Source organism: Sphingobacterium cavernae (assembly GCF_008520265.1).
GTDB lineage: Bacteria > Bacteroidota > Bacteroidia > Sphingobacteriales > Sphingobacteriaceae > Sphingobacterium > Sphingobacterium cavernae.
Genome location: NZ_VIQM01000025.1, coordinates 261813 through 279383, shown reverse-complemented (window position 1 = coordinate 279383; position 17571 = coordinate 261813). Strand labels below are relative to the sequence as shown.

At 36.0% G+C, this 17571-nt stretch carries 13 protein-coding genes, 1 tRNA gene and 1 riboswitch; of the genes, 8 read left to right on the top strand and 6 right to left on the bottom strand.

All coding sequences use genetic code 11. From position 1 onward, the window contains the following. Positions 1-48 precede the first annotated feature (48 nt). Positions 49-2496 (top strand): outer membrane beta-barrel family protein, encoded by a 2448-nt coding sequence (locus FLS47_RS05115; protein WP_149913305.1) that lies wholly within the window; start codon positions 49-51, stop codon positions 2494-2496. Here FLS47_RS05115 and FLS47_RS05110 read toward each other — a convergent pair. Continuing rightward, positions 2493-3305: an AraC family transcriptional regulator gene (locus FLS47_RS05110; protein WP_149913304.1), complete on the bottom strand. Its 813-nt coding sequence runs from the start codon at positions 3303-3305 to the stop codon at positions 2493-2495. The two genes, FLS47_RS05115 and FLS47_RS05110, sit on opposite strands and share 4 nt — an antisense overlap. Before the next feature lie 122 nt (positions 3306-3427). Here FLS47_RS05110 and FLS47_RS05105 point away from each other — a divergent pair, with 122 nt between their 5' ends. Next, a complete protein-coding gene (locus FLS47_RS05105; protein WP_149913303.1) occupies positions 3428-4120 on the top strand; it encodes a sulfite exporter TauE/SafE family protein in 693 nt (230 codons plus the stop codon). A 64-nt stretch (positions 4121-4184) separates the two neighbouring features. Then, positions 4185-4385, top strand: coding sequence for a hypothetical protein (locus FLS47_RS05100; protein ID WP_149913302.1), 201 nt, complete (start codon positions 4185-4187; stop codon positions 4383-4385). Between the two features lie 16 nt (positions 4386-4401). On the opposite strand, the gene FLS47_RS05095 is transcribed toward FLS47_RS05100, so the two are convergent. Then, positions 4402-4491 (bottom strand) — tRNA-Ser (locus tag FLS47_RS05095). Positions 4492-4608: 117 nt separating this feature from the next. Continuing rightward, positions 4609-6747: an HD family phosphohydrolase gene (locus tag FLS47_RS05090; RefSeq protein ID WP_149913301.1), complete on the bottom strand. Its 2139-nt coding sequence runs from the start codon at positions 6745-6747 to the stop codon at positions 4609-4611. A 167-nt stretch (positions 6748-6914) separates the two neighbouring features. On the opposite strand from FLS47_RS05090, the gene rpe reads away from it, so the two are divergent. The 3 genes from rpe (at position 6915) to FLS47_RS05075 (ending at position 13181) form a co-directional block, all read left to right on the top strand. Further along, positions 6915-7595: a ribulose-phosphate 3-epimerase gene (gene rpe, locus FLS47_RS05085; protein WP_149913300.1), complete on the top strand. Its 681-nt coding sequence runs from the start codon at positions 6915-6917 to the stop codon at positions 7593-7595. 306 nt (positions 7596-7901) lie between these two features. Further along, on the top strand, positions 7902-10664 hold the full coding sequence (locus FLS47_RS05080; RefSeq protein WP_149913299.1) for a bifunctional aconitate hydratase 2/2-methylisocitrate dehydratase: 2763 nt from the start codon (positions 7902-7904) through the stop codon (positions 10662-10664). 249 nt (positions 10665-10913) lie between these two features. After that, positions 10914-13181, top strand: coding sequence for an aconitate hydratase (locus FLS47_RS05075; protein ID WP_149913298.1), 2268 nt, complete (start codon positions 10914-10916; stop codon positions 13179-13181). A gap of 70 nt (positions 13182-13251) precedes the next feature. On the opposite strand, the gene FLS47_RS05070 is transcribed toward FLS47_RS05075, so the two are convergent. Next, positions 13252-14451, bottom strand: coding sequence for an MFS transporter (locus tag FLS47_RS05070; RefSeq protein ID WP_317131677.1), 1200 nt, complete (start codon positions 14449-14451; stop codon positions 13252-13254). Positions 14452-14611: 160 nt separating this feature from the next. Beyond that, on the bottom strand, positions 14612-15280 hold the full coding sequence (locus tag FLS47_RS05065; protein WP_149913297.1) for a DUF937 domain-containing protein: 669 nt from the start codon (positions 15278-15280) through the stop codon (positions 14612-14614). 61 nt (positions 15281-15341) lie between these two features. On the opposite strand from FLS47_RS05065, the gene FLS47_RS05060 reads away from it, so the two are divergent. Then, positions 15342-16451: a DUF2891 domain-containing protein gene (locus FLS47_RS05060; protein WP_149913296.1), complete on the top strand. Its 1110-nt coding sequence runs from the start codon at positions 15342-15344 to the stop codon at positions 16449-16451. Positions 16452-16657: 206 nt separating this feature from the next. Here FLS47_RS05060 and FLS47_RS05055 read toward each other — a convergent pair whose 3' ends face one another. Further along, a complete protein-coding gene (locus FLS47_RS05055) occupies positions 16658-16927 on the bottom strand; it encodes a 5-oxoprolinase (protein ID WP_149913295.1) in 270 nt (89 codons plus the stop codon). Positions 16928-16995: 68 nt separating this feature from the next. Further along, positions 16996-17091: riboswitch (SAM-I-IV-variant riboswitch) on the bottom strand. Positions 17092-17140: 49 nt separating this feature from the next. Here FLS47_RS05055 and FLS47_RS05050 point away from each other — a divergent pair. Then, positions 17141-17548 carry an energy transducer TonB gene (locus FLS47_RS05050; protein WP_149913294.1) on the top strand — a complete coding sequence of 136 codons (408 nt, stop codon included), beginning with the start codon at positions 17141-17143 and terminating at the stop codon, positions 17546-17548. Positions 17549-17571: the final 23 nt, after the last annotated feature.

Genomic DNA, 17571 nt, shown 5'->3' with positions numbered 1-17571 from the left:
ATCTCTTATATTTCAATAAACTATATTTGAGCTTAATCTAAAACAACCGTGAAAAAAGCTCATTTATTATTTTTATTTCTATTCAGTTTTTTAGTTGCTTCAGCTCAAGATATTACCTTGGTAGGAACTATCAAAGAATCTGTTTCAAAGGAACGTATTGCGCATACTAGTATTTCATTAATTGATGAAAACAAAAAGTTAATCGCTGGAGCGATGAGTAATAATACTGGTGAATTTGAAATAAAAAAATTAAAATTGGGTACTTATTCTTTAAGCATTAAGTTCATTGGGTATGCGCAAAAAGATACACTAATTCACCTATCAAAAACTGGCAAGCATAATTTGGGTGATATATTCCTAGTTGCTGGACATCAAGATATAGACGAGGTAAATGTCACAGCATCCAATTCAGTACAACAACATCAAAGTGATAGACAAGTTTATCAAGCGAATCTATATAAATCTGCAGTAGGAGGTACGGCATTGGATATCGTCAAAAATTTACCTTCCATTACTCTAGATGGGAACGGAGAACTTCTTGTTAGAGGTAATAAAGGTTTGATTGTGCTTATAAATGGAACGCCTACACTGCTCGATGCACAAACTATATTAACGCAAATAGCTGCGAATGATGTAAAAGAAGTTGAATTTATAAGTAGCCCTCGTGCACAATTTGATCCAGATGGGAAAGGAGGGTTGATAAATATTAAAACAAGTAAGCCTTCACGTGATGGTTTTGCATGGTTGATGAATTTTCAATATGGATTGCCAAGTATCGATGATTATGATAATGTGGAAAGACAGAAACGCTTCGGTTCAGACGTATCCTTTCAATACAGAATGAATAAATTGGATATTCAAGGTTCACTTAATTATTTGCGCAATGATAATGCGGGGTTTCGTGACGGCGATGTATATACGATAATAGGCGACAAAAAGACGATGTTTCCATCACAAGGTGAACGTAGTTTCAATAAATATAATTATGGTGTTCGTCTTAATACAACGTATAAACTGACAGAAAATCAGAAAATTCAATTAGGGCTTTTGGCATCTAAGAAATTTCAAGACCGATTGGCAGATATTTATTACGACAATCAATCCATTTCCACTGTAGATGGTTCTACAATTCATAGATTGCAATACTTCAATCCTAATTTGCAGAACAAACAGGGTAAATTCTATTTAATGGATTTGAGTTATCAATTGTCGTTGAATAAAAAGAACAGTCTAGATTTTGGCGTAGTGTATGAACATGCGGATATCTATGGTTCGACCAATAATGGAAATATCGAGAATGGGAATGATACCATTCAATGGACTCGAAATAACTATACCAATCCACTAAATGGTGTAAGAGCTTCAGCGCAACATCAAGTGAAGTTAACGGACAATTCTGAACTTATTTCAGGCTACCAGATTCGTAAGGATGGTCAGAAAGGCGATTTTAAATATAACAATAAAGAATTTGAACAGGGAGATTTTGATGTGATTCCAGAGTTTTCAGGGAAAATGAATGCCAATAATTTAGTGCATGCTTTATTTTCACAATATAACCGTACCTACACCAATACCAATATTGCTTTTGGACTTCGATACGAATTCTACAAGCGCGATGTGTTGTTGGTCGATACCAAAGAAGAATATCCGTATCAAACGCATCAACTTTATCCGAGTGTGGATTTAAAACATAAACTTGATAAAGGTTGGGAATTGAAAATGTCGGCTTCGCGAAGAGTGCAACGCAATAATAATTTTGAGTTGAATCCTATTCCAGAGCGCGAACACTCGGAAACATTGGAGCGTGGAGACGCTGAATTATTGCCTGAATTTGTAACTAATTTTGAAACTGGAGTAATAAAAAAGTTTACACAAGGCTTATTCTTTTCGAATGTGTATTACCAACATAGCAAAAATCCGATTCAGCGTGTGAATTCAGTCTATGCAGATACGATCCTTCATCGAGTATTTACCAATGCAGATTACGCTAGACGTTATGGGCTTGAAATTGGTGGAGAGTGGAAACCTAGATCATCTTTAAAACTATTATTTGGAGCGAATACGTATAACTACAAGATAGAAGGTGATGTATTAGATTATGTAAATACCTACAAAAATTCAGATTGGGTATACTCTTTCAATGCTTCGGGTATTGTTAATTTGCCTCGCCAATGGACTGCTGCGGTAGATGTAAACTATTTGGGTGAAAGACCGACATTACAAGGCGTAGATAGTCGTTTTATTACACCAAATTTTAGTTTGTCCAAATCCTTTTATCAAGGAGCGGTAACGGCACTGGTACAATGGAAAAATATTGAATTGGGGAATTGGGGAGTGAATGAACAACGTATTACGACCTTCGCAAATGATTTTTTTACGACAACAAATTATGTGTACGAAAAGAATATCATTTTGTTGAATTTGAATTTCAATATCAAAAAATTGAATAATATTCTTCGATTACCGAAAAGTGAATTTGGTGAAAAGGAGTTTTAGTTAATTGTTTGCTTAAAAGCTTTGGGCGTGTGTCCGGTGCGCTTTTTGAAGTATTTGGAAAAATTTGATTTATCCGAGAATCCAAGTTCATGCGCAATTTCGGACATACTTTTTTGGGTGTAATAGATTAGCCTTTTCGCTTCTTTAATGATTTGATTTGCAATAATTTCTGAAGCGGATAAATCAGTGTATTTCTTGCACGAGGCATTTAGGTTTTGTGGTGTTGTATGCAGAATATTTGCGTAATGAGCAACACTATTGATGATTTTTGGCTCATCTAAGAGTAAGTCCATAAAACTGTCATACAAAGACAAATTAACATTCTGCTTACTTTCTGTTGGAGAATTACTTTCTATTGTTTTGGCTAGCAAACTTTTGAAGAGACCTTCTATGACAATTGGATTCTGTTCTGTAGTTAATATTTCCAGAATCGATTTTAAAGTAGTGATGTTGTGCAATTTTAGGTGATCTATCTTCGCGATTTTTTCTATTAGTTTTGCTATTTCTAAGTCCAAACTATTAGCAATAAATTCATTTTTTAGAAGAATCACAAACCCTACTACTGGCGTTGTTAATGTCCATTGATGAACATCATTTTTCCGAATCACTAGCAAGCAAGGATTTTGAATTTCTCCTCTTTTTCCATCAATTTCGTGTGTTCCTATAGTAGAAAAAAGATATACTAATTCAAGGTAACCATTATGTTTGTGCGCTTTCGTGCTGTGTTTTGTGTTGTCAAACGGTACTATTTTGATAAGCTTGCTTTGTGTAAGCTTGTCTTTAATAGGAATGCTTTTCTTCGTAGTCATTAGGAAATATCTTTCCGCCAAATTAGCGATTATTTAACTAATCAAAAACGCCACTTTGTAACAAATGTAACTGTAGGCTTCCTCTCTCTTGCTGACCTTTGTATCAACAAATTAGAAAAGTCATGGAAATAATTGCATATGTAGCAGCCATTTTGATTGGAGTATTATTAGGGTTAATTGGAGGTGGAGGAAGCATCCTAACCGTACCTGTTTTGGTCTATATGTTTGCGGTATTGCCCGTTACTGCTACAGCTTATTCGCTATTTATTGTAGGTGCGACTAGTGTTGTCGGGTCAATTACTTATTTCAAAAAAGGATTAGTCAATATAAAGACGGCCACCGTTTTTGGTATACCATCTATCTTTGCGGTCTTCTTGCCAACGATACCATATAGATTATTTACACTGCCTGGATTCGAATTGACTAAAGATATTTTTCTGATGATCCTTTTTGCAGTATTGATGGTTGTGGCGGCTTATACGATGCTAAAAGGCAAAAAGTCAGATACTACAACTGTTGTACAACCACAAAAGTTTAATTACCCGATGATTTTATTAGAAGGTTCGTTCGTCGGGGTATTTACAGGATTGGTTGGAGCTGGAGGTGGTTTCTTAATTATCCCTGCTTTGGTATTATTTTCTAAGTTGCCGATGAAAGAGGCTGTGGGCACTTCACTAGCCATTATAGCGGCAAAATCATTAATAGGATATACAGGAGAATTGGGAAATGCAACATTAGATTGGACGTTTTTATTGACGTTAACTTCATTGTCCATTCTGGTAATATTTATAGGATCTTATCTAACAAGATTCTGATCATGTACAAGAGTTGTGGAGTAGCTAAAAAATAATCGGATATTTGGATAGTTATATTATTCAGATGCACGATTCATTTAAAGCTTTAATGCCTCTTATTATTCCAGAAGGGGTTTCCGATTATTTTGAAATGACCCATTATTCAAATTTTGTACATGATCCACTTTTAGGAGTATTTTTGAAAGTTATGGTGAGGTTTAAAATAAAAAAGCCTGCAAATACAATGATTTGCAGGCTTTTTAGAAGTTTTTTTGAGCTTTTTTAAAAGCTTTTAAAAGTCTTGGCGGAGAGAGTGGGATTCGAACCCACGGTACCGTTTCCAGTACGACAGTTTAGCAAACTGTTCCTTTCGGCCACTCAGGCATCTCTCCGGGTTTCGACACTGCAAACATAAATCAAAAAATCGATTCTACAAACTTTAAAACGACTTTTTTATATATTTTTTTGTTGTTTATTATTAACAATCTGAAAGTCAATAATAATAGTTTTTAGCTTGATTGCTCTTTTCGTTTTGTGATATCATAGTCAATGCGCACATGGTAAATACTCATAAGCATATTTTTGAAAATAGTGCTTACATCAGAGATATCCTTTAGTGTAATATCTGCATTGCTGAATTGCTTTTGAGACAATTTATGGTCAACAATTTTGTCTACAAGATTGCTAATTGATTCTTTAGTTGGTTCTTTTAGTGATCGGGCTGCAGCTTCAACAGAATCGGCCAACATTAACACGGCGGTTTCTTTTGAAGAAGGAATAGGTCCAGGGTAATGAAATAACGTTTCGTCGACTAATTTATCAGGATTATTTTGAATAAATTCATTGTAAAAATAATCCACGCGAGTGGTACCGTGATGCGTTTTGATAAAATCAATAATCACATCAGGCAATTGGTGACGTTTCGCAATCTCAATTCCTTTGAGTACATGCGAAATAATGATTTGTGCACTTTGTTCGGAAGTCAATTCCGTATGGGGATTCGTACCCGTTTTTTGGTTTTCAATAAAGTAAAGCGGATTTACAATTTTACCGATATCGTGGTATAGCGCACCTGCACGAACCAGTAATGAATTACCTCCGATTTTATAAATTGCAGCTTCCGCAAGATTAGCAACCTGCAAGGAATGTTGGAAAGTTCCAGGAGCTTTTAATGAAAGTTCGCGTAGTAATTTCGAATTGGAATTTGTTAATTCCATTAAGGTCAAATCTGAGACAATACCAAAAAGCTTTTCAAATGCATAAATCAAAGGATAAGCGAGCAATGTCAAACCGACACTGACAAAGAAGGGAAGGATATCTCCCCAATAAATACTGCCCAAGGAACCATTACGTGTCAAAACTAAGCCGATGTGCCCGATAATATAAGTCGCTAAAATCAGTAAGCTGGAAATCAAAAACTGCTCGCGTTTCACCATTGTCTTGATACTATAAATCGCAACTAACCCCGACATAAATTGCAAGAACACAAAGTCGTAACTATTTGGTACAAACAATGCAGTAATCAATACCATTAAGAGGTGAATGTTCAGTGCGACACGCGTGTCAAAAAGTATTCGAAATATGATAGGTACGCCACAATAGGGGATAAAATATAAACTAGAAACGCGCAAATGCAAAGCCCAAGAAAACACACCCAACATTCCGATTATGACAATGTAAATAATCGCTAGCAAACGGTTATTGTTGTAAATGTTTTTTCGGAAAAAGTATAAAAACACCATCAATAAGCTCATTGCCAGTCCGACGACTAAAAAATGTCCAAAAGCTACATAGGTTTTGTCACCTGAAATACGTGCTTCATCTTCAAATATTTTACGTAGTGATTCGAGTTTCTGGTAAGTGTCATTATTGACGATTTTATCCTTTTCGGCTATTAATTCACCTTTCTGCACCATTCCACGCGTGGTAGAAATATTGCTCAGCGCAGTTTGTTCTATTTTATTGGTTAATGACTCATTGAAAATATAATTGACCGTAATGTAATTTTTCAAAACCTCCTCGAGCCAACGCTTTTTGACAATAGTAACGTCTTTTGAAAGTGCATTGTGTGTATACTCGATAGCTGATTCAATGGTGAAACAATCTGCTGTATTTTTTTGCGTAGCAAGATTATTATCTATCAGTGTGAAATTATAGTTTGCTTCGGTATCGCTAACTTTCTCGGTATCCTCACCTTTATTTTGATACCTGTTATTTAGCGATAGCACACCACGATTGTAGATGTACGTTAAGAGCTCAACACCTTTTGCTTTATATTTTTGGATATCCAATGTTGGGACAGTATCCATCTGGCTACTTTGCCATTTTTCGGCGATGTCAGTTGTGAAAAGATCGATTTGTTCTTTCCTTGCAGTTTGATGTAGATTGTAGACAGGTTGAACTGTTTTCAGGATGTGTTGTCTATCGCGATCTAATTCTTCCTTGGTCTTATTAATCGCAAAATTATAAGGAGATACTAGATTGTCATGATTCCAGGCTTTTCCTTTTTGAAATTCGTATTCAAATCGAGGTTGTTTTGGTAAAAACAAACAAATTAGAAAAACAGTCAAAACGAGCATTCCATATTTTAGTATGGGGGAGTCGCTTTGTAATTTATTATCAATGTAGTTGATTTTGAGCTTTGCCACGTAGTATAAAATTTGATTATTATACGATTATATAAACAAAAGTAACTATTTCTGTCCTTAGTTTAAGTAATCCGAATGGATTATTAATCCAATGTCAATAAGTATATTTTGTTTGAAATAGGGAAATTTTAGGGCTATCTTTGTGCAAAATTTTAATAAAGATATTCATGTCAAATACTAAACATTTAATTGCTCCTTCAGTTTTAGCGGCAGACTTTGGGAATCTAGCGAGAGATGTTCAAATGGTCAATGCGAGTGAGGCAGATTGGTTTCACATCGATATTATGGATGGCGTTTTTGTGCCAAACATTTCTTTTGGTTTTCCGGTGATGAGTGCTATTGCCAAGCATGCGCAAAAACCTTTGGATGTACATTTGATGATTGTAGATCCAGATCGTTACTTAAAAACGTGTAAGGATAATGGTGCTGAGGTGATTACCGTTCATTATGAGGCATGTACACACTTGCACCGTACATTAGCGGCGATTAAAGAGTTGGGTTGTAAAGCAGGGGTGGCGTTGAATCCACACACATCAGTTCAGTTGTTGAAAGATGTAATTCAAGATATTGATTTAGTGTGTCTGATGTCTGTGAATCCGGGATTTGGTGGGCAGAAATTTATTCCACATACATACACCAAAATCAAAGAATTGAGAGCGTTAGCTTCAGGTGTGAATGATAATTTATTGATAGAAATTGATGGTGGGGTAACTACCGCAAATGCGTCACAACTTTTGGAGGCTGGTGCAGATGTGTTAGTAGCAGGTTCTTTTGTATTTACTGCCGAAAATCCTATTGCAACCATAGCTTCGCTGAAAGCTGTTGATATTGCATTAAAACAAGCATAAACAAAAAATAAAGGCGACTATTAAGTAATATGTCGCCTTCATTTTTAAAAGTAAAAAGTTACTATAAATTATTTTGTTTAGAATTATTCCAAATTGTATTTGTGCGTTTGTGTGGTTATTATTAGCAGTTGATTTTTAGTACTTTTGATCCCGAATTTATTTGCTGTTTAAGGATAAATTATTCAGTATTAGTGGGTAGTAGGAGCTATAAGTTGAAACGTAATGTTCAATATAGTTATAGCTTATTTTATTAAACTTACGGTAGCGACGGATAACCGAACCTACCTTTAATTAAGAAAATTATATATGAGTATTTACAACGAATACGTACAAGAGGTTGTAGAACGCGAAGGACAAGGATTAAATCCAAAGCCGATTGATGGAGCTGAGCTTTTGAGCGAAGTAATTGCGCAAATTAAAGATGTTAATAATGAACACAGAGTTGAATCTTTGCGTTTATTTATTTACAACACATTGCCTGGTACTACACCTGCGGCAGCTGTGAAAGCTCAATTCTTAAAAGAAATTATTTTAGGCCAAGAAGTAGTTGCGGAGATTACGCCAACTTTCGCATTTGAGTTATTGTCTCATATGAAAGGTGGTCCTTCAATTAAAGTTTTGTTGGATATCGCATTGGGTACTAATGAAACTATTGCAAAGCAAGCTGCTGAAGTTTTGAAAACACAAGTTTTCTTGTATGATGCAGATACAGCACGTTTAAAAGAAGCTTACGATGCAGGAAATGCAATTGCAAAGGATATTTTAGAGAGTTATGCAAAAGCTGAATTCTTTACAAAATTACCTGAAGTTCCGGAAGAAATTAAAGTTGTAACATATATAGCTGCAGAAGGTGATATTTCTACGGATTTATTGTCTCCAGGAAATCAAGCGCACTCGCGTTCGGATCGTGAATTGCACGGTAAATGTATGATTACGCCAGAAGCTCAAGAGGAAATTAAAGCTTTACAAGCACAATACCCTGATGCTAGCGTAATGTTGATCGCAGAAAAAGGTACAATGGGTGTTGGTTCTTCACGTATGTCAGGAGTGAATAACGTTGCACTTTGGACAGGTAAACAAGCTTCTCCATACATTCCATTCGTGAATATTGCTCCTATTGTAGCAGGTACAAATGGCATTTCACCAATTTTCTTGACGACAGTTGACGTAACTGGTGGTATCGGTATCGATTTGCAAAACTGGGTTAAGAAAACGGATGAGAATGGTAACGTAGTTCGTGATGAGAACGGTGATGTAGTTTTAGAACAAGCTTATTCGGTTGAGACAGGTACTGTATTAACTATTAATACTAAAACTAAAAAATTATACAACGGTGGAGTTGAACTGAAGGATATTTCTAAATCTTTCACACCACAAAAATTAGAATTTATCAAAGCTGGTGGTTCTTACGCTATCGTATTTGGTAAAAAGATACAAACATTTGCAGCACAAACTTTAGGTATCGAAGCACCTCAGGTATTTGCTCCAGCAAAAGAGGTTTCAGTAGAAGGTCAAGGCTTGACTGCTGTTGAGAAAATCTTCAACAAAAATGCAGTAGGTGTTGCTCTAGGTAAAACATTGCACGCTGGTTCTGATGTTCGTGTGAAAGTAAATATTGTAGGTTCGCAAGACACTACAGGTTTGATGACAGCACAGGAGTTAGAGTCTATGGCAGCGACTGTTATTTCTCCAAGTGTAGATGGTGCTTACCAATCTGGTTGTCATACTGCATCAGTATGGGATAAAAAAGCGCAAGCGAATATTCCTAAATTGATGAAATTCATGAATGAATTTGGAGTAATCACAGCACGTGACCCTAAAGGTGACTACCATGCGATGACGGACGTTATTCACAAAGTATTGAATGACATTACAGTTGACGAATGGGCTATCATCATCGGTGGTGACTCGCATACACGTATGTCTAAAGGTGTTGCTTTTGGTGCTGACTCTGGTACTGTAGCCTTAGCTTTAGCGACAGGTGAAGCGTCTATGCCAATTCCTGAATCTGTGAAAGTTACTTTCAAAGGTCAAATGAAAGAGCACATGGATTTCCGTGATGTGGTACATGCTACACAATTACAAATGTTGCAGCAATTCGATGGCGAAAACGTATTCCAAGGTCGTATCATCGAGGTGCACATCGGTACATTGTTAGCGGATCAAGCCTTTACATTCACTGACTGGACTGCAGAGATGAAAGCGAAAGCGTCTATCTGTATTTCTCAAGATGAAACATTAATCGAATCATTAGAAATCGCTAAATCACGTATCCAAATCATGATTGATAAGGGTATGGATAACCATAATCAAGTTTTACAAGGTTTAATTGATAAGGCAAACAAACGTATTGCTGAAATTCGTTCAGGTGAAAAACCAGCATTACAACCGGATTCTAATGCAAAATATTATGCTGAAGTTGTAATTGATTTGGATATCATCGACGAGCCAATGATTGCGGATCCAGATGTAAATAACGCCGACGTTTCTAAACGTTATACACACGATACTATTCGTGACTTATCGTTCTACGGTGGCGACAAGAAAGTTGATTTAGGTTTCGTAGGTTCTTGTATGGTGCACAAAGACGATTTAAAAATCGTTTCGCAAATGTTGAAAAATGTAGAAGCACAAAAAGGTTATGTATCATTCAATGCTCCATTAGTAGTTGCTGCTCCGACTTATAATATCATTGACGAATTGAAAGCTGAAGGTGATTGGGAATTTTTACAAAAATACTCAGGATTCGAATTTAACGATGCAATGCCAAAATCAGCAGCACGTACAGAATACGAGAATATTCTTTACTTAGAGCGTCCTGGATGTAACTTGTGTATGGGTAACCAAGAAAAAGCAGCAAAAGGTGATACAGTAATGGCTACTTCAACACGTCTTTTCCAAGGTCGTGTAGTAGAAGATAGAGATGGTAAAAAAGGTGAATCTTTATTAGCATCTACGCCAGTAGTTGTATTGTCAGCTATCTTAGGTCGTGTTCCAAGTATTGAAGAATACAAATCAGCAGTTGAAGGTATTAATTTGACTAAATTCCAACCGATCTCTACGAAGTAAGTATTTGATCTTTATATAATATAGTAATGAGGCTATTCTAATTTTAGAATAGCCTCATTTTTTATAACTAAAGTTTAATTTGATTGTTGTTTATCAAGGAGTGATTAGTACTAATTATGGTAAATATTAATTAATCTTGATACTTAGAATTATTTTAAATTAGGTATATGACATTCACACAACCTATTTTTTAGAAATAAATAGTAAATTGTAGTGTCAATTTTAGAATTAAATTATAATAATACAGATATGGCTTTTGATATAGACATGATCAAGAAAGTTTATTCCCAATATGATGAGCGCATTAATGCTGCACGTCAAGTTGTGAATAAACCGTTGACACTTTCAGAGAAAATTTTGTACGCTCACCTTTGGGATGGTAATGCGATAGAAGCTTACGAGCGTGGAAAATCTTATGTGGATTTTGCGCCAGACCGTGTTGCTATGCAAGATGCAACTGCTCAGATGGCATTGTTGCAATTCATGCAAGCCGGTCGTGCAAAAGTAGCAGTACCTTCTACCGTGCATTGTGATCACTTGATACAAGCAAAAGAAGGTGCGGAGAAAGATTTGTCACGTGCAAAGAACGAAAGTTCGGAAGTATTCAACTTTTTAAGTTCTGTTTCAAACAAATACGGTATTGGTTTTTGGAAACCTGGTGCGGGTATTATTCACCAAGTCGTATTAGAAAATTACGCTTTTCCGGGTGGTTTAATGATTGGTACGGATTCTCATACTGTAAATGCCGGTGGACTTGGCATGGTGGCTATTGGTGTCGGTGGTGCTGATGCGTGTGATGTGATGGCTGGATTACCTTGGGAACTTAAATTTCCGAAGCTTATCGGTGTAAAGTTGACGGGTAGATTATCAGGTTGGGCTGCACCCAAAGATGTTATCTTAAAAGTTGCAGGTATATTGACTGTTAAAGGTGGTACTGGCGCTATTGTAGAATATTTTGGTGATGGTGCGGAATCATTATCTTGTACTGGTAAAGGTACAATTTGTAATATGGGCGCAGAGATTGGCGCAACAACTTCAACTTTCGGTTACGATGAATCTATGGAACGTTATTTACGTGCTACAGGGCGTGCTGAAGTTGCTGACGCGGCAAATTCAATCAAACACCATCTAACAGCTGACGTTGAAGTTTATGCAAATCCAGAGCAATATTTTGATCAAATAATAGAAATCAATCTTTCGGAGTTAGAACCATCATTGAATGGGCCTTTTACACCAGATTTATATACGCCGGTTTCGCGTATGCGTGAAGAGGCATCTCGAAATGGGTGGCCTACGAGAGTAGAATGGGGCTTGATTGGTTCGTGTACTAACTCTTCTTACGAGGATTTGGCACGTGCTGCTTCCATCGCTAAACAAGCTATAGATAAAGGCTTGGTGACAAAGGCTGAATTTGGTATCAATCCCGGTTCAGAACAGGTGCGTTATACTGCAGATCGTGATGGTTTGTTGAAGACTTTCGAAGATTTGAATGCAACTATCTTTACGAATGCATGTGGTCCATGTATTGGTATGTGGGATCGTGCAGGAGCAGAGAAGCAAGAGAAAAACACAATTGTACACTCTTTCAATCGTAACTTTGCGAAGCGCGCCGATGGTAACCCAAACACGTATGCATTTGTTACTTCTCCAGAAATGGTTGCTGCTATTGCTATATCAGGAGATTTAGGTTTCAATCCTGTTACAGATACATTGACAAACTTAAATGGTGAACAAGTGAAATTGGATCCACCTACAGGCGATGAATTGCCTGCAAAAGGATTTGATGTAGAGGACGCAGGCTATCAAGCTCCAGCGGAAGATGGTTCTTCGATTTCGGTAGATGTATCACCAACTTCTGATCGCTTGCAATTGCTAGAGCCATTTGCAGCTTGGGAAGGTACAGACTTGACTGGTTTGAAATTATTAATCAAGACCAAAGGAAAAACTACTACAGATCATATTTCAATGGCAGGTCCTTGGTTAAAGTACCGCGGTCATTTGGATAATATTTCCAACAACTTATTAATCGGTGCTGTTAACTTTTTCAATGATAAAACAGATAATGTTAAAAATCAATTAACAGGTGAATACGGTGCAGTGCCTGCTACACAACGTGCGTACAAAGCTGCTGGCATAGGTTCAATCATTGTTGGTGATGAAAACTATGGTGAAGGTTCTTCACGTGAGCATGCTGCAATGGAGCCACGTCACTTAGGCGTCCGTGCTGTTTTGGTGAAATCATTTGCACGTATCCATGAGACAAACTTGAAGAAACAAGGTATGTTGGCGCTTACGTTTGTAAACAAAGATGATTACGACAAAATCTTAGAAAATGATTCTATCGATATTGTAGGATTAACATCTTTCACTCCCAATACACCATTGACACTTGTGCTTAATCATGAGAATGGTACGAAGGATGAAATCTTAGCTAACCATACGTACAATGCACAGCAAATCGAGTGGTTTAAAGCTGGTGGCGCATTAAATATTATACGTAGAAATCAAGGTTTATAAAACTTTTCTATATACACAAAAAAGCCCGATGGAAATTTTTCATCGGGCTTTTTTATTAATTTTGAATTTTTTAAGCTTCCTGCAGAATTTCGGAAGTTTTCAATTTGGGAGTTGAGTTTTTCAACTCTACTTTCACCAAAAATACATACGTTAGAATTGCGCCGATACTAGCCATGACAACACCAACTAAAGATGGATAATTATATGTAAAACCATAAATAATTGGAATTGCACCTAAATACGCACCAATAGAATTTCCAATATTAAATGCTGCTTGTCCTGCCGATGCAGCAAAAGTTTCAGCGCCTTTTGCATTATTAATAAGCATCATTTGTAAGGATGGCGCAATACTAAACGCAATCATACCTGTAATAAATGCCATTGGATAAGCAAGAATCGTGATATGTGCAATGAAGAATAGAACAAGTAAGCATGTAGCCATTGCTAAGAAACATGCAATAGCTGCTTTACTAGGTGAAAGTGTGTCAGCTACCTTACCACCTAAAAGATTTCCGACGCACATCCCAGCGCCTATCAATATCATAATAATTGAAACATTACCTTCGGCAAGGCCAGAAACAGTAGTCACTAATTTTGCAATATAACTTATCCAAGCAAATAAACCACCCGTTCCAATTGAAATAATAGCAATAATAAGCCAAGCATCCCAGCGTTTGAAGTAGTTGATTTGTTTCTTGATGTTACTGGTTTTATCTGCTGGAAAATTTGGCATCCATAAATAAATCGTTAAGAATGTAAGAAGACCAAGCAGACTAATCACCCCATAGGTGATTCGCCAGTCGTAATAATGACCAATATAAGTACCTAAGGGTACGCCCGCGAGATTAGCTAAAGTCATTCCTGTGAACATTATGGATATGGCTTGTGCTTCTTTTCCTGGTTTTGCTAATTTAGCAGCTACAACTGAACCAATTCCAAAAAAAGCTCCATGAGGTAATCCAGAGACAAATCGTGATACAAACAAGCTCCACTGATTTGGTGCAAAGGTGAATATTGCATTGAAAATGAAGAACAAAAGCATTAAAAAAAGCAAAACATTTTTAGCAGGATATTTTGAGGTAGCTGCCACAAGTGTAGGGGCGCCTACAACTACACCCAATGCATATAAACCTATTAAATTACTTGCTGTGGGGATATCGATATTGACATCTTTTGCAATATCCGGTAGAATACCCATCATGGTAAACTCTGTCATTCCGATGGCCAAGCCACCAAATGCTAGAGCTATTAACCCTTTGTTAATTGACATATAAACTATTTTAGACGCTACAAAGGTAGGGAATTAATCTGAAATAATTGTGTCACAAAGGTTTACTTATTGTAAAAAGTACACTTAGTAATTCTTGAATTAGATACCATGAAAAAGTCAATTCTATATTAAGAATTGACTTTCAATTAATATTTAATAATTACTTTCCAAACATTCCGGCTAAGGAATCCAAAATAGAACCTTTTTTACTGTTATCATTTCCTTGGTTGAAAAATTCTCCCGCCAAATCCGCTAAACCACCTAGATCTCCCGAAGAGGTTGATTGATCTTTATTGCTGCTGCCTCCCAATACACTTCCAATAATGGATCCTAAAATTCCACCACCACCAGAAGAGCTGGATTGGCCTCCACCTAATACATTACCTAACAAATCACCAATTCCGCCACCCGAAGATTCTTGTTGTTTTTGCTTACCCAAATAGCCCATTACGATAGGAGCGAGAATTGCTAAGGCTCCACCTATTTTATCTGTAGAAAGCCCTGTTTTGGTAGCTAAATTGTCTTTAACTACTTCTGTGTTTTTTCCAAACATGTGGTTCACAATTTTATTGTCATCCTCAGAAGGGCCATTTCCAAATAAGTTTCCAATCTGATCTAAAATGCCGCCGTTGTGTTTTTCAAGAGCTTGATTTATGCCCTGTTCTTTTTCTTTGCTTTTTTTAGAATTGTAATTCAATGCTGCAATCATTAATGGCACTGCTGCTGCTACAACCCATTTTGCCTTACTTTCGTCAATGTTTAGCGTTTTAGCAACAAGGTTAATAGCTTTTGATCCTATTCCTCCAGTAATCAAATCCGTAATATTCATGTTTTTAGTTTATAAAATTGTTTATACTTTTATTATTGTCATTAACACATAAATCTAACAAATGAAAATTCAAGTTGTTTCCGCTTTTGCCATTACCGTCTCATTATCTTTTTTCAGTTGTAGTCAAAATCCTGCAACATCAGTATATAATTCAGATTCGACGAGTGTTTTAACGCTGACACAAGAGCAGGCAAAAGGAATTTTTGAGTTGCCTATACATTGTCTAGAGGTAGAATATCCCAATAAATTAGGACAAGTATTAGGTTCTGATACTGATTTAAAATCTCCGAAGAAATTGCGCCCAATATTTTACGGTTGTTTTGATTGGCATTCGTCGGTTCATGGGTATTGGTCGATAGTTGAGTTGATGCAAAAATATCCTGCGTTAGATGCTGATGGTAAAGTTAGAAAAGTGCTTAATGCGCATATTAATCCTGAAAATGTTGCGATTGAAATGGCTTTTTTTAACGATTCAAATAATAAAAATTTTGAACGTACTTATGGTTGGGCATGGTTATTCAAATTACAAGAGAGTCTGTCGAAATGGAATGATGCTGATGCCCAACGATGGAAGTCTAACTTACAGCCACTTGTAGATTTATTAGTCCAACGTTATAAAGAATATTTACCAAAACTAGTTTATCCGATTCGCGCAGGACAACATGACAATTCAGCTTTTGGATTGTCTTTATCTTTGGATTATGCACGTTCGGTAGGAGATCGTGAATTTGAAAATGTAATCCTAGAACATGGAAAACGTTTATTCAAAAAAGATGTGAGTTGTGATTTAGCTTATGAACCAAGTGGGTATGATTTTCTTTCGCCATGTCTTGAAGAAGCCTATTTTATGTCAAAAGTGTTGGAAGGAGATATTTACAGAAATTGGTTGAAAAAATTTATGCCATCATTGTTTGCTAAAGATTTTGAGCTCAAGCCGGCAATCGTAAAAGATCGTTCGGACGGAAAATTGGTTCATTTGGATGGATTAAATTATAGTAGGGCAGCATGTCTATTTGGTATTAGTCAAAAAGTCGGGGAACTTGCTCATTTAAGAAAAATAGCAAATGAGCATATTAATTTTTCATTGCCGAATCTTTCTGCACAAGATGATTATATGGGTTCGCATTGGTTAGGAACTTTTGCGTTGTACGCTTTATCGCATGGGAATTAAAAAATAAAATTAAAAAGTAAAATTAAAAAAAGTATTGAGCAATGAGTGTTGAGTATTGAGGAATTTGAAATAGCATTTCAGAAGTAATGTCGTAATTTTTATTTCTCAATTAAAAATTCTCTATTGTCAACAAAAAAGAGACGAATTGCGTCTCTTTTTGCATAATCTTCTGGCAAAAGATTTTAAAATTATTAATGTAGAAATATTTAATAAGCTAATGGAACAAGTGTATTATCTTCCAAGCGTACAGGGACAGATTTCACGGTTGTGAAACCATCGTCTTTGGATATAATTTGTGATAAATCAATTCCTTTGCGCGAAAAGGCGGTGATAATAGCTGTTCTAAATGTTGCTTTTGCTGAACCCCAACCTTGACCTTTTACGGTTTCATTATTAAGCTGAATAAGTTCTTCAATCGAATAATTACTAAATTTTTCGATTAAGTGTTGATACAAGTGGACTGTTGTGTTTGACATACAATTTAAAATTTAAAGGGTTAAACCATAAATTGTATCCAGAAACTCTAAGGGTAAATAAGCGTTGTGAAAAACGTTTATTTTGGCACGAAAACCCGTATTATCTTACCACCGCGGTGACTGCACTCGGTTGGTATTGCACGCTGCAATTCTGAATACTCTACAAATATAGTAGACTTTATTTTGTTTTCAAAAAAATATTTAAATTTAAGAATGAAAAGTTTTCTTTTATTGGGTGTTATGTTATTCCTGTTCTTTAATGCTTTTGGACAAAGGATTAAAATTGATACGATTACAAAGATGAGTATGGAATTTCCTCCACAGCCGAAGGAGGGACTTGAAAATTTTAAAAATTACATGCTTAAAGAATTTAAGATATCAAAGGAAATGAATAAAAGAAGCCTTAAGGGACAGATAATCTGTTCTTTTATAGTAGAAAAGGATGGTAGTTTTTCAGATATTAAAGTTTTAGAAGATCCAGGTTGTGGTACAGCTAAAGAAGCTATTCGAGTATTACAAAAATATTCATCAAATTATAAATGGATTCCTAGGATACTAGGAGGTAGATACGTTAGAGATTTAAAGGAAATAGCAATTTTATTAGATTTAATAAGCAACTAATTTTATTCTGACATTTTTTCTGT